This window comes from Undibacterium paludis (genome assembly GCF_022568815.1).
In the GTDB taxonomy this organism is placed as follows: Bacteria; Pseudomonadota; Gammaproteobacteria; order Burkholderiales; family Burkholderiaceae_D; genus Undibacterium.
Window position 1 is genome coordinate 33038 of the sequence record NZ_JAKZHX010000021.1, and the last position, 12906, is coordinate 45943.

General features: G+C 51.5%; 11 protein-coding genes. 7 read left to right on the forward strand and 4 right to left on the reverse strand.

The features are described 5' to 3' along the window. The first annotated feature begins 1217 nt into the window (after positions 1-1217). From xseA to LZ463_RS26730, 3 genes are all read left to right on the forward strand, one after another. Positions 1218-2579: an exodeoxyribonuclease VII large subunit gene (gene xseA / locus LZ463_RS26720; protein ID WP_241459370.1), complete on the forward strand. Its 1362-nt coding sequence runs from the start codon at positions 1218-1220 to the stop codon at positions 2577-2579. A 671-nt stretch (positions 2580-3250) separates the two neighbouring features. Further along, positions 3251-3829, forward strand: a complete 579-nt coding sequence (gene sodB, locus LZ463_RS26725; protein WP_241459371.1) for a superoxide dismutase — start codon at positions 3251-3253, stop codon at positions 3827-3829. 208 nt (positions 3830-4037) lie between these two features. Further along, entirely contained in the window at positions 4038-4907 is an 870-nt protein-coding gene (locus LZ463_RS26730) for a DMT family transporter (protein ID WP_241459372.1), read from the forward strand. 71 nt (positions 4908-4978) lie between these two features. Here the strand turns inward: LZ463_RS26730 and LZ463_RS26735 are convergent, their stop codons facing one another. Genes LZ463_RS26735 through LZ463_RS26745 form a run of 3 tightly spaced genes read right to left on the reverse strand, consistent with a single transcriptional unit; the run spans position 4979 to position 7192 of the window. Then, positions 4979-5977, reverse strand: coding sequence for a hypothetical protein (locus tag LZ463_RS26735; protein WP_241459373.1), 999 nt, complete (start codon positions 5975-5977; stop codon positions 4979-4981). 1 nt (position 5978) lies between these two features. Further along, positions 5979-6830: an ABC transporter ATP-binding protein gene (locus LZ463_RS26740; protein WP_241459374.1), complete on the reverse strand. Its 852-nt coding sequence runs from the start codon at positions 6828-6830 to the stop codon at positions 5979-5981. Beyond that, positions 6827-7192 (reverse strand): GntR family transcriptional regulator, encoded by a 366-nt coding sequence (locus LZ463_RS26745; RefSeq protein ID WP_241459375.1) that lies wholly within the window; start codon positions 7190-7192, stop codon positions 6827-6829. The genes LZ463_RS26740 and LZ463_RS26745 overlap by 4 nt, the downstream gene beginning before the upstream one ends. A 215-nt stretch (positions 7193-7407) precedes the next feature. Here LZ463_RS26745 and LZ463_RS26750 point away from each other — a divergent pair, with 215 nt between their 5' ends. Then, positions 7408-8301, forward strand: a complete 894-nt coding sequence (locus tag LZ463_RS26750) for a DUF2785 domain-containing protein (protein ID WP_241459376.1) — start codon at positions 7408-7410, stop codon at positions 8299-8301. Here LZ463_RS26750 and LZ463_RS26755 read toward each other — a convergent pair. Then, a complete protein-coding gene (locus LZ463_RS26755) occupies positions 8294-8992 on the reverse strand; it encodes an aspartate/glutamate racemase family protein (RefSeq protein ID WP_241459377.1) in 699 nt (232 codons plus the stop codon). The genes LZ463_RS26750 and LZ463_RS26755 overlap by 8 nt on opposite strands. Before the next feature lie 137 nt (positions 8993-9129). On the opposite strand from LZ463_RS26755, the gene LZ463_RS26760 reads away from it, so the two are divergent. The 3 genes from LZ463_RS26760 to LZ463_RS26770 all read left to right on the forward strand — a co-directional run bounded on the left by LZ463_RS26760 (position 9130) and on the right by LZ463_RS26770 (position 12750). Next, positions 9130-9912 carry a helix-turn-helix domain-containing protein gene (locus LZ463_RS26760; RefSeq protein ID WP_241459378.1) on the forward strand — a complete coding sequence of 261 codons (783 nt, stop codon included), beginning with the start codon at positions 9130-9132 and terminating at the stop codon, positions 9910-9912. Positions 9913-10083: 171 nt separating this feature from the next. Further along, on the forward strand, positions 10084-11328 hold the full coding sequence (locus LZ463_RS26765; protein ID WP_241459379.1) for an MFS transporter: 1245 nt from the start codon (positions 10084-10086) through the stop codon (positions 11326-11328). Positions 11329-11364: 36 nt separating this feature from the next. Then, entirely contained in the window at positions 11365-12750 is a 1386-nt protein-coding gene (locus tag LZ463_RS26770; protein WP_241459380.1) for a NarK family nitrate/nitrite MFS transporter, read from the forward strand. Positions 12751-12906 lie beyond the last annotated feature (156 nt).

Below are 12906 nucleotides of genomic sequence, written 5' to 3' on the forward strand. Positions count from 1 at the left end.
CCTTGAAGGTTCCTAAATCCAAGCCCGCAATGTAGCGCGTTGTCTGCCTGCGGGCAAGAGCACAAAGCAAAAAAGCTTGCACAAAATTAACAGCTGCCTGTTTTTTTCCACAGATCAGACTTGGGCAAGTGCAGAGTTGACTGTGGGGATAAGATGCTGTTTTACACAAAATCTGTGCGCAAGCTTGTGGATAAGTGTGATGAATCAGGATAAGTCACTGATTTTCTTAACTTTTCCAGACCTGCCAAAGATTTAAGCAGTGTAATTTTGTGGATAAAACAGCATTTTTTCCGTTTTTCACTGGTAATTTCTACACATTATTTGTGGATAAGTGTGTGCAAAAGCCTTGCACTTAGCGACAAATTATTGATTTTAAAAAGATTTATTTCGCTGCCAATATTTTAGGCAAGCACCTATATTCACGCATTCCCCACTAATTTTTGCACATATTTTAAGCAAGGCGGCGCAATTGTGGAAAAGCAGATTCTTTTGCACAAAATGTGTGGACAAGATTGTGTATTACCTTATGGAAACGACATAAGTCCATGATTCATATAGAAGAACTGGTACTGCACTAAAAACAGGCAATCAGCTGATATTGTGAAGAAATTTAGTATTAAAGCAAATAAGTTATTAAAAATATCAGTGCATTTAGTCAAGAATTTGCACAAATCAGGCTTTTTACACAAAATATGTGGACAAGATTGTGAAAAAGCTGGGTAGATGTAGTTAAGTCATTGATTTTATTGACGATAAATATCGCGCCTAAAAAAGTGGCAAACCCTACTTATTCACAAGTTCTTATGAATCCATGCTAATCAGATAAGTTTTTGGATAAACAAGCATGGTTTCTACACAAATTATGTGGACAAGCTTGTGTAAAAATGCAGGGAAAGATTCTAAGTAGTTGATTTTATTAAAGATTACTCTGATGCCAATTTTTTAGGCAAACAAGCATGCTTCTTTTAGCAATAAAGTTTTCAACAGCTTACCCACATTTTCTGTGGATAAGTTTGTGCACAAGCATGTCAAGGTAACGCAAGGCCCTTGATTTGAAAGGGAATTTTCATTTTGCCTCATTCTTTTGCAGATCGTTTTTTATTAAGAATCAACGACTTAGATAGTAAACTTTCACTTTTTTTGACATCCACGATACAAAATGACATGCTGATGACCAAAACCTCTCATTGTGGACAGAATTTCCACCTCCATGCTTTATGAATACTGAATTTCGCATTGCCAACCCAGTAAACACGCCACCTGTGATGACAGTTACGGCGCTGAATCAGGCCGTTGCTCAACTTTTGGAGCGTAACCTGCCACTGACCTGGGTTTCTGGCGAAATATCCAACTATACCCGCGCCGCTTCTGGTCATTGGTACTTCACCCTGAAAGACAGTGGCGCCCAGGTCAGGGCGGTCATGTTTCGTGGCCGTGCACAGTATGCCGACTTCCAGCCGAAGGAAGGCGACAAGGTAGAAGTGCGCGCCCTGGTTACCCTGTATGCACCGCGTGGCGATTATCAGTTAAGTGTGGAAGCAATACGCCGTGCCGGGGTCGGCAACCTGTATGAAGCCTTCTTGCGTCTGAAAGCACAACTGGGCCAGGAAGGTCTGTTTGACCCGGAGCGTAAACGGCCACTGCCCGCTTTCGTACGCAGCATAGGCATCGTGACCAGCCCGCAAGCCGCCGCCCTGCGCGACGTGCTGACGGCACTGCATCGCCGTGCACCACATGTTAATGTCATCCTTTACCCCACCCCAGTACAGGGTGAAGGGGCAGGCCTGAAGATAGCCCAGGCCATCGCCACTGCAGCGGACCGCCAGGAATGTGATGTCTTGCTGGTCTGCCGTGGTGGTGGCAGCATGGAGGACCTGTGGGCCTTCAACGAAGAAGTGGTGGCACGTACCATCGTCAACTGCCCTATGCCTGTCATTGCAGGCATAGGGCATGAAACCGACTTTACCATCGCCGACTTTGCCGCCGACCTGCGCGCCGCCACCCCCACCGCCGCCGCCGAACTGGCAGCGACACCAAGGGCGGAATGGCTACAGGCACTCCAGCGCCAGGCCCAGGTATTGAACCGCTGCATGCGCCGCCAACTGGATGATCATGCCCAGACCCTGGACTGGCAAAGCCGCCGCCTGCAAAGCCCCAAAGCAGCGATAAGTGCAAAACGCCAGCTACTGGCCAACCTGGCACGCAACCTGAACCAGAGCGCCAGTCTGAGTGTGCGTCAGGCCAGACATGAACTGGCCCAGTCGACACAGGCCTGGCGGTCGCTGAAGCCTGATGTTACGTCACACAAGTTGTTACTGGCAGACTGGCAGCGCCGCCTGAAAAATGCGGCACAACACGATATCAGCAGACAACGCCAGCACCTGCAAGCCTTGCAAACCCAGTTGGAAATGCTGAACCCCCAGCGCACCCTGGAGCGCGGCTACGCCATCATCAGCGACCACAAAGGCAAGGCCCTGCGCAACACCAGCGAGCTAAAACCGCAAACCTTGCTGCAAGTAAGGCTGGCGAGAGGGACAGCCGAGGTGGGGATCAGCAGCGTGCAGGCGAAGCTCGATTAATGAGGACTTATAAACACCATGGCAACTCGGGCCGTTGGTTTTGATGTTGCAGTTGGTTTTGATGTTGCCGTTGTTTTTGACTTTCGTAGTTCCGATGTGTCGATGCCTTTGCTGTGAGGCAGAAAATGGAAAAAGAAGGATCGATGCTTGAGGTGCAGCAGGGATTTCGGCCGGCCCGCGTAGGGAGCATGCTGCACGCCTGCGTAACGGCAAGCGCTTGCAAGCGCATGTTCCTAAGGGCAAGGCCGAAAGCGAGTTTTCGAGCCTTCCCATTTTTTGCCTCATAGCAAAGGGAACCCCGCAGGGGCAGCAACGCCTCGGTCGCCTTTTTTCGCTTACCTTTTTTGGCGAAGCAAAAAAGGTGAGTAGCTGTCGGGCTACCCCCGACCGGCAATCTTAAATCAACGTAAGTAGTTGAAAAAAGTTTTCCTTAACATACACAAACCCGCCCAAATAATTTTGAGGACTGGAGTTGGGCTGATGAAGCCTAGCCCAAGCTACGCCCTCCCCCCAAAAAACGCTATACCCCAAAAAATGCAAGCCCATGAGTGTATTGCAACAATACCCCTAATTCTCTAGTGTTTCGTGCAAGCTTTTCCACAAAAGCTTACAATGCTGGTCTGGCTTTTCCGGATTGCCGGAAATGATGAACTCACAACAAAGGACGCGATATGGAACATACCTTACCGGCACTGCCCTATGCACTGGACGCCCTGGCTCCGCATATCTCCCAGGAAACACTGGAATATCACTATGGCAAGCATCATCAAACCTATGTGACAAATCTGAACAACCTGATCAAGGGTACAGAATTTGAAAATTCCACACTGGAAGAAATCGTTAAAAAATCCTCTGGCGGCATTTTCAACAATTCCGCACAAATCTGGAACCACACGTTCTACTGGAATGGCCTGAAACCTAACGGCGGCGGCGCTCCAAGCGGCAAACTGGCTGACGCCATCAATGCCAAATGGGGTTCTTTCGATGCATTCAAAGACGCTTTCACCAAGTCTTGCGTAGGTAACTTCGGTTCATCCTGGACATGGCTGGTCAAGAAAGCTGACGGCACGCTGGACATCGTCAACACATCCAACGCAGCAACACCACTGACAACAGCAGACACACCACTGCTGACCTGCGATCTGTGGGAACATGCCTACTACATCGACTACCGCAATGCACGTCCCAAATACCTGGAGGCATTCTGGGCACTGGTCAACTGGGATTTCGCTACAGCGAACCTGGGCTGAACAAAGCTGTCATGATGACTGCCATCATGACAGATGAAAAAAACCTGCGCCTGCGTCTGCATCGCAGGTTTTTTTTCATCCATCGTCCATGCAGTTTATGCGAGCATAGCGCATTCGACTGACCTGTCGTCGGGCGGTGTCAGCTTCCAGCCTGTCTCCCTGGTTTGTTTTGCATCTGCGCGTAGCCTGACGATCTTTTATTGTTACCATGTCTTCCCATCCTTTCTTGCGTTTTCTCCCTGCTGTTTTCATTTTCATCTGGGCTTCCGGCTATGTGGTTGCCAAATTCGGCTTGCCTTATGCCGAACCACTGACATTCCTGTGTCTGCGTTATCTTGGCGTGATTATTTTCATGCTGGTTTTGGCGGTAGCGATGCGTGCACCCTGGCCAGCACGCCAGGACTGGTTGCCGATAGCGATTGCTGGCGTGCTGATGCAGGCAGTCTATCTGGGTGGCATCTGGTGCGCCGTCAAACTGGGCATGCCCGCCGGTGTCGCTGCCCTGATTGCCAATACCCAGCCTATCTTTACCGCCTTCCTCGGGCCGCTGATAGGTGAGCGCATACAGGGCAGGCAATGGCTGGGGCTGGCCCTGGGTATCTGTGGTGTTGCCCTGGTGGTGGCCAACAAGATTTCTGTCATCGGCCTGTCTGTCACCAGCGTGGCCCTGGCTGTCATGGCGCTGGCGGCCATGACCAGCGGCACCCTGTACCAGAAAAAAACCTGCCCCAGCTTTGATGTCAGGACCGGTCAGGTCATACAGTTTGCCGCCTCGCTGCTGGTCACGCTGCCCTTTGCCCTGTTGCTGGAAACCCAGGCCATACAATGGACGCCCAAATTCTTCATGGCCATGGCCTGGTCCATCTTTGTCCTGTCCGGCGTTGGCATCTCGGTACTGTTCGTCATGATACGCCACGGTGAAGCAACCAAGGTCACCAGCTATATGTACCTGGTGCCAGCCGTCACGGCAGCCATGGCCTGGCTGATGTTTGATGAAAAGCTGACGATGACGGCGATAGCGGGCATGGTGATTGCGCTGGCCGGGGTGGCCCTGGTGGTACGGCCAGCACGTGAATGATCATTGTCGATGATTGCTGATGATGGTGAATGATGGCGCGCCAGATAAATTGCGAGCGCCATCAGGCAAGCTCAAATGACAGCGCGTCTGCGCCGTATCTGCACCGTGGCGTATAACATCACAGCCGCTGCCGCGACACCAAGCCACAGTTGCAAGCTGTAAAGAGTATGCCAGGACAAGGACATGACAAGACCAAAATCAACGCCGGGAAGATTTTTCGTATGAAAACTGTTGAGTGACATGTTTTCAAAAATCAGCCATGAACCAGGCAAGATTCCACCTAAAATCCTGCCCACCATGTTGACAGAAAACAGACTCAAATCAAGCTTGAGGCCCAGAAAACCATTTATTATTTCAAGCATGCTGACCAAAATCAACGGTGCGCCAACCGCCCATAGAAACACCTTTGATCTTACCCAGCTTGACACCAGCATCAACCAGGCGATGCTGGGCAAGGCCCACAAAATGTATACCGGCAAGACAGCAAATATATGCAAGGGCGAGAGATAAAATCTGGTATTGCTCAACAAATCCGGAAAAGCGTTCACGTTATATACCAGCAAGATGAGACAAGCTATCGTCAATATCAACAAGGACGTAATACAGGTCAGCAGCAACAGAAATACCGGTAGCATGACACTGGCGACCCACAGTTTGGATGTAACAACCAACCAGTCCGACAAGGGTAAGGATTTCCAGAACAAGACACTACGATCGCGTCGCTCGTCACACAAGGTACTCTGGCAGTAAAAGAAAATGAGCAAAAACTCCAAAGCCAGCAACGGAAACGAGACGAGCAAATAATTACCCGCCAGGCCATCAACAAAATATGACAGATGCTCAGTAGCAAGCGTACCTAGACGTTCTTTTTGATAGCCGTGCATCCAGACATGACCTGTGACCATGGGCAGCGTGAATAGCGCCACCATCAAGCCAGCCACTGTGAGCGGTGCCCATAAGAACATGCCTTTGTGTTCCCAGAATTCACGCTTCAATAGCCACCGCATTGATGTCCACATGCTCGCTACATTTGGTGCGTGTATGGCATTCAACGTACTCGCTTGGCTCATGCTAATTTCCTTTCATGGTAGCGGCATAAATATCAGCGACGCCGGGTAGGCGCAACTCGCCATATTCGGCCAGGATTTCTTTACTGATACTGTCAAACAGCATTGCCGTTTTTCCAAACACCGAGCGCTTTCCTACCGGCTTCAAGGCGATTGCCTGCTCTTCATATTCAGGCTCGACCATGATCTCAACAAAGCGCTCCGCCAATTGTTCCATGCTCGTTTCCAGCACGACACGCCCCTCATCAATAAATATCACATCACTGAGGATATTTTCGATTTCTTCGATTTGATGAGTCGTAATGACAATGGTCTTGTTTTCATCAAAATAATCTTCCAGCAAATTTTGATAAAACTGCTTGCGGTACAAGATATCGAGACCCAAGGTAGGTTCATCGAGTATCAGCACCCTGGCATCGATCGCCATGATCAGCGCCAGGTGCAATTGCGCGACCATGCCCTTGGACATGGCTTTGACTTTCATGTCAGGCCTGAGCTTGGTTTGTGCGATATAGCGCTCAGCCTTTTCACGCTTGAATTTGGGATGTACTCCAGCGACAAAATCGATCGCCTGACCAACCTTTAGCCAGTGCGGCAAGATCGCCACATCGGCAATAAAGCAAACTTCATTCATCAAGGCATCGCGCCGGGTGCGCGGGTCCATCCCCAGCACCTGCACCTCGCCGTCAAAATTCCCCAGTCCCAGCAAGGCCTTCAGCGTGGTGGTCTTGCCTGAACCATTCGGGCCGATCAGGCCGACAATACGACCGGCTGCTATTTCAAAGCTCATATCATCAAGCACGCGCTGTTTGCCATAATGCTTGTTCAGGTGACGGGCAGAAATGACCGTATTCATTGCTTGTCCCCTTTCCTCATACCCGGCAATTGCCGCAAATCCAATCCCAGTCTGCGTATGCGTTCCAGCATGGCTGGCCATTCTTCATCAATGAAGCGCTGGCGTTCATGCGCCAGCAATTTGTCGAGTGCAGCCTCTGTCATGTACATGCCCAGTCCCCTTCGTTTTTCCACCAGTTCTTCGTCGACCAGTTCCTGATAAGCCTTCAGGACCGTAATCGGATTGAGTTGATAATCTGCCGCCACCTGCCTGACCGAAGGCAAGGCATCGCCAGGCTTTAACAAGCCATCAAGCATCATGGCAAGCACCCTTTGTTTCAATTGCCGGTATATCGGCATCTGGTCATTCCAGCTGACACTCATACGTCCACCTTCCCTCTATGCCCTATCTGCCTGTGGTAAATAACTTGCATGGCACTGTTGAGCAGCGCCAGCAAAGTTGCACTCAACATGCAATTTAGTGTTGTAGTTAACTATAACACTAAAATATTAGGAATCTCATACTTTTTATACTGTAAAGACAAGATATTGATGACATGGCACACTGTCGGCTTTGCCCTGCCCCGGAGCCTTCATTCATGCGCCGCCTGATCACTTACTCGACACTGATGACCATCCTGGCATGCAGCACTGCGGCTTATGCAGACTGCCAGCCGCAAGGTCCGGTACACCAGCAATTACAGTCTGCCAAATCAGCTGGCTGGAAACTTAACGACGATGCAGCCCTGCAAGCGCTGGCCGTTGCAGCGGCAGACTGCCTGGCCCAGCCTGAGCCGGAACTACGTGACGAACTGGCTTTTGAAGCCCTGTCTGCCTGGATGCGCGGTGAAAAACTGAGCCTGCCTACCCTGACTACATTACGCCTGAAAATGCTGGCAGCCGTCCAGACACCGCCGCCAGACCGGGCTGGTTTTTTGCAGCCCTTTGCCATCCTGACCCTGGCGGAACTGGTGCGGGTAGACAGGCGCAAGCCCTATCTGAGCGAACAGGAAAGAATGGAAATCGTCAGTACCGGCAGTATTTATCTGACGAATTTGCGCGATTATCGCGGCTTTGATGAAAAAGAAGGCTGGCGTCACGGCATCGCCCACAGTGCAGACCTGATGCTGCAACTGGCCATGAACCCGGCGCTGGACCGTAACCAGCATGTCATCATGCTCAACGCCATCACCTCGCAGATCGCTCCCGCCACGCACTTCTATCAATATGGTGAAGGCGTACGGCTGATGACGGCCGTGTTCTATCTGGCCAGGACCGGCAGCTTCAACAAACGTGACTGGGATGTCTGGTTCAATCAGTTGATGGAAAAAAGCATCGTCAATGGCCCCTACACCCAGGCCAGGCTGGCACAACGCCACAATGTCAGCGCATTTTTATTACCCCTGTATTTTTCTGTCAGGGAAAGTACGGATGCCAGCATGAAGGAGAACATGCTGCCGGCGCTCCGTGAGGCTTTGCGCAAGGTTAATTGACATCCAGAGCATGCATTGCCGCCGCATGTGCATGTATCGCCGTGGTATCAAACAAGGGCACACCTGCATCAGCCTGCCCGACAAGCAGGCTGATTTCCGTACAGCCCAGGATGATGGCTTGCGCGCCCTGTTGCTTCAGGTTTGCCATGATGCGACGGTACTCGTCGCGCGAAGCATCCATTATCTTGCCCAGGCATAGTTCTTCATAAATGATTGTGTGGATGATGTCGCGGTCCTGTGCATCTGGCACCAGCACATCGAGTCCATGCTGCTGACGCAAACGTTCGCGATAAAAGTCCTGCTCCATGGTGAAGCGTGTGCCCAACAAACCTACCCTGACCAGTCCAGAAGCCTTGATGGCGTGCGCCGTCGGGTCGGCAATGTGGAATAGAGGAATTGCCACGGCCGCCTCTATCGCGCCAGCCAGCTTGTGCATGGTGTTGGTACACAGTACCAGAAAATCTGCTCCGGCCAGCTCCAGCGAACGCGCCGCCTGCGTCAGTATCCGGCCTGCTGCGTCCCAATCACCGGCATGTTGCAGTCTTTCGATTTCATGGAAATCCAGGCTGTACAGAATGATCTTGCCTGAATGCAGGCCGCCGAGTTGTTCCTTGATGGTTTCGTTGATGTGACGATAATAGGGGATCGTCGATTCCCAGCTCATGCCGCCTATCAGGCCTATGGTTTTCATGTCTGCTCCATATAAGTAATCAGGATTGCAAGCTGTTGCCGTGCCGCTCTATTGAGTCAACATGCGCTTGATAGAGCCTATAATAAACAGGCATTATTGTGGAATCTATCAAGAAATTTCAATAGGAGCAGCCACTCATGCAGGCAGACTTGCGCTGGGCAACGCTGGAGCTATTGCCGTCTGCGCCATATTCAGTCAACAGCACATCCGACCTGCCTACCCTGGGGCTGGCTTTTGCACGCCAGCGCGGCGTCCATGCCATCGCCAGCGACCGCCGACAGGACTTTGATGCCTGGCCTGGCGAGATGGCCTATACGGCTGCAGGCGTACCCCTGTTTTCGGAATCCGGACATGGTGGTGAATATTTACTACTGAAAATCAAAGAGCCGCAAGTTATACCGGGTAAGACGATGGCCGGGCCGCGCCATATCCTGCATGGCGACAAGACTGCCGTCAAACTGGCGGCGGAGTTACGCAGCCTGATTCTGTGCAAGGCAGATACCCTGCTGATGGAAGAACGCGCCATGGCCTGGTTGCTGCATGGCTTGTCATCATTAAAAAAAGCACGATCCAAACCCGGCCGCTACCAGCTTGAACGCCGTGTCCACGCCAGCATTCTCGACTACATGGACGCCAATCTGACAACACCGATCAGCCTGGAAGAGCTGGCCAATCTCGCCGATATGTCCTTGCTGCATTTTTTGCGCAGCTTCAGCAACGCCACGGGGATGACGCCGCATGCCTGGCTCACTGAGCGCAGGTTGCAACATGCACGTCAGTCATTACAATATGACAAATTGCCAGTGGCTGCCATTGCCATCGACAGCGGATTCAGTCATCAATCCCATCTGGGCGCCACATTAAAGCAAAAGCTCGGTATGAGTCCGCAACAGTATCGCAAACTATACAAATCGCGATAAACATATCACCTGCCCAAGCCATTGCCTGTCCCCGGTTCGCGAAAGAGAACTAGTTCTTTCGGCCAGGCGCCCTCTCCTTTTGCCTTTTCCCCCACAGCCCATAGGGGAATTTCAAAATCATCGGCCTCTTCTTAAGCTGATAAGCACTTATACATGGAAGAGGAGTGAATCATGGCAAGCGCAAGCCGGGCCTATTCGGTACTGGGGGCAAGTACTCTTGCTTTTACCGTTTGTTTTACGATATGGATGATGTTTGGTGTGATCGGCATCCCGATCAAGAACAGCCTGCATCTGAATGAAACCGAGTTTGGCCTTCTCACGGCAATGCCGGTGCTGACTGGCTCCCTCATACGGGTACCGCTCGGTATCTGGACTGACCGTTACGGTGGTCGTATCGTCCTGTTCTGCCTGATGCTGTTTACCGTCATCCCCATCTATCTGATCAGTTATGCCACTGCATACTGGCATTTTCTGATACTCGGCCTGTTTGTCGGCCTGGTGGGTGGATCATTCTCGGTGGGCACGCCCTATGTTGCACGCTGGTTCAAGAAAGACCGGCAGGGTCTGGCGATGGGTATATTCGGCGCGGGTAATTCTGGTGCAGCCGTCAACAAGTTCATTGCACCAGTGCTGATTGCCGCAGCAGGCTGGACCCTGGTTCCCAAAGTCTATGCCGGCCTGATGCTGGCAACTGCCTTGATTTTCTGGGTCTTCTCGGCGACAGATCCCAGTCACAACGTCAAATCCAACATCAGCTTTATCGGACAGTTGCGCATGCTGAAAGATCCCAAGGTATGGCGCTATTGCCAATACTATTCGGTGGTCTTTGGTGGCTATGTCGGCTTGAGCTTATGGATGGTCAAATACTATGTGACCGAGTATGGCTTTGACATCAAGACAGCCGCCCTGCTGGCCGCCTGTTTTTCATTACCTGGCGGTGTATTGCGTGCACTGGGTGGCTGGCTGTCCGACAAATATGGGGCTTACAAAGTGACCTGGTGGGTGATGTGGGTATGCTGGGTGGCGTTCTTCCTGCTGTCTTACCCGCAAACCGACTTCACGATCAAGACAGTCAGTGGCCCGCAGACTTTCCATATCAGCCTGACACCCGCGATCTTTACCGTAATCCTGTTTACCGTGGGCATAGCAATGGCGGTTGGCAAGGCGTCCGTCTTCAAGTTCATCTCGGATGATTATTCCAGCAATATCGGCGCGGTATCAGGCGTGGTGGGCCTGGCCGGCGGTCTCGGTGGCTTCATCCTGCCTATCCTGTTCGGTGCGATTGTCGATCTGACCGGCATACGCAGTTCGTGTTTCATGCTCCTGTATGGAACCGTTTGCGTCTCGCTGGTATGGATGCACTTCCAGTTCCGTCGCGAAGGCATGCTTGCAGCCCAGGCAGCATTACCCGCATAAGCTGCATATCAATCAATTAAGCAATCAAAGGAGTTTATGATGAGTCATGTATTGAGCCGGTGGGAACCGGAAAATATCGAATTCTGGAAGAAGGAAGGCGTCAGCATCGCCAATCGCAACCTCTGGATTTCCATACCCTGCCTGATGCTGGCTTTTGCAGTCTGGATGCTGTGGAGTGTGGTGGCTGCCAATCTGGACAAGGCTGGCTTCCAATTTACCAAGGATCAGCTGTTCTTCCTGACTGCTTTACCGGCACTGTCAGGCGCAACCTTGCGCATCTTCTATTCTTTCCTGATACCGGTTTTTGGTGGCCGCAAGTGGACAGCCATTTCCACAGCCACGCTGTTGATACCGGCCATAGGCATGGGCTTTGCCCTGCGTGACCCGTCAACCAGTTATTCAACCTTATTGATACTGGCTTTATTGTGCGGTTTTGGTGGCGGCAATTTCAGTTCCAGCATGGCGAATATCAGTTTCTTTTTCCCAAAATCGAAGAAAGGCTATGCAACAGGCATGAACGCCGGGATAGGTAACCTCGGTGTATCTGTTGTGCAGTTTCTTACACCATTTGTCATCTCATCGGCCATGTTTGGTGTTGCCCTTTCTGGTGATGGTTATTTGTTCCACAATGCCAAGACCGGCGTGGACAAAGTGTTCTGGCTGTCGAATGCAGGTTTTATCTGGGTCCCTTTCATTGCAGCCGCAACGCTGGTTGCCTGGTTTGGCATGAATGACATTGCTTCGGCCAAAGCCTCTTTTGCCGATCAGGCAGTGATATTCAAACGCAAACACAACTGGCTGATGTGCTGGCTTTACATAGGAACCTTCGGCTCCTTCATCGGTTTTTCTGCCGGGTTTGCGATGCTGATCAAGGCGCAGTTCCCTGAAGTGGATGTCACCAGGTTTGCCTTCCTTGGCCCACTGGCCGGAGCACTTGCACGGCCGATAGGCGGCATGATTTCTGATAAATTGGGTGGCGCCCGCCTGACATTATGGGTGTTTGCCGCCATGATCGCGACGATCGCCGTGGGAATATTGCCAGCCTTGCATGAGCACCAGTTCATGACCTTTCTGGCGTCCTTTATCGTCATGTTCGTCCTGACCGGGCTGGGTAACGGCTCAACCTTTTGCATGATCCCCCTGATTTTCCAGACCGAACGCGAGCGCGCTGCCGCTGGCAAAGGTGACCTGGCCCTGAAGCAGGCACGTGTCGATGCTGCCAAAGAATCTGCCGCCGTATTGGGTTTCTCAGGTGCGATTGGTGCTTACGGCGGATTCTTTATCCCGCAAAGTTTTGGCACCTCGATCAAGATGACAGGCGCGCCTGATATGGCTTTGTATATTTTCATTGCGTTTTATATAAGCTGTATGATGATCACCTGGTGGTACTACGCACGTAAAGGAGCCGAAATACCTTGCTGAACCGGTGATGCCGTCAGGCGTCTCAAGCAACCTCATCAGGTCACCGGCCCGATGAGGTTTTTTTATGGGCGACTGATTTTGCCTCCATCATCATGCACGCAGTCATCAACTAGTTCTTAAGAACTAGCCGGGCCTAGTGCCAATGCGCCTGCCTTG

Coding starts and splice junctions, on each gene's coding strand:
- LZ463_RS26730 (WP_241459372.1), top strand. CDS start 4,038: ATGTCTTCCCATCCTTTCTTGCGTTTTCTCCCTGCTGTTTTCATTTTC.
- LZ463_RS26750 (WP_241459376.1), top strand. CDS start 7,408: ATGCGCCGCCTGATCACTTACTCGACACTGATGACCATCCTGGCATGC.
- LZ463_RS26765 (WP_241459379.1), top strand. CDS start 10,084: ATGGCAAGCGCAAGCCGGGCCTATTCGGTACTGGGGGCAAGTACTCTT.
- LZ463_RS26770 (WP_241459380.1), top strand. CDS start 11,365: ATGATGAGTCATGTATTGAGCCGGTGGGAACCGGAAAATATCGAATTC.
- sodB (WP_241459371.1), top strand. CDS start 3,251: ATGGAACATACCTTACCGGCACTGCCCTATGCACTGGACGCCCTGGCT.
- xseA (WP_241459370.1), top strand. CDS start 1,218: ATGAATACTGAATTTCGCATTGCCAACCCAGTAAACACGCCACCTGTG.
- LZ463_RS26755 (WP_241459377.1), bottom strand. CDS start 8,992: ATGAAAACCATAGGCCTGATAGGCGGCATGAGCTGGGAATCGACGATC.
- LZ463_RS26760 (WP_241459378.1), top strand. CDS start 9,130: ATGCAGGCAGACTTGCGCTGGGCAACGCTGGAGCTATTGCCGTCTGCG.
- LZ463_RS26745 (WP_241459375.1), bottom strand. CDS start 7,192: ATGAGTGTCAGCTGGAATGACCAGATGCCGATATACCGGCAATTGAAA.
- LZ463_RS26740 (WP_241459374.1), bottom strand. CDS start 6,830: ATGAATACGGTCATTTCTGCCCGTCACCTGAACAAGCATTATGGCAAA.
- LZ463_RS26735 (WP_241459373.1), bottom strand. CDS start 5,977: ATGAGCCAAGCGAGTACGTTGAATGCCATACACGCACCAAATGTAGCG.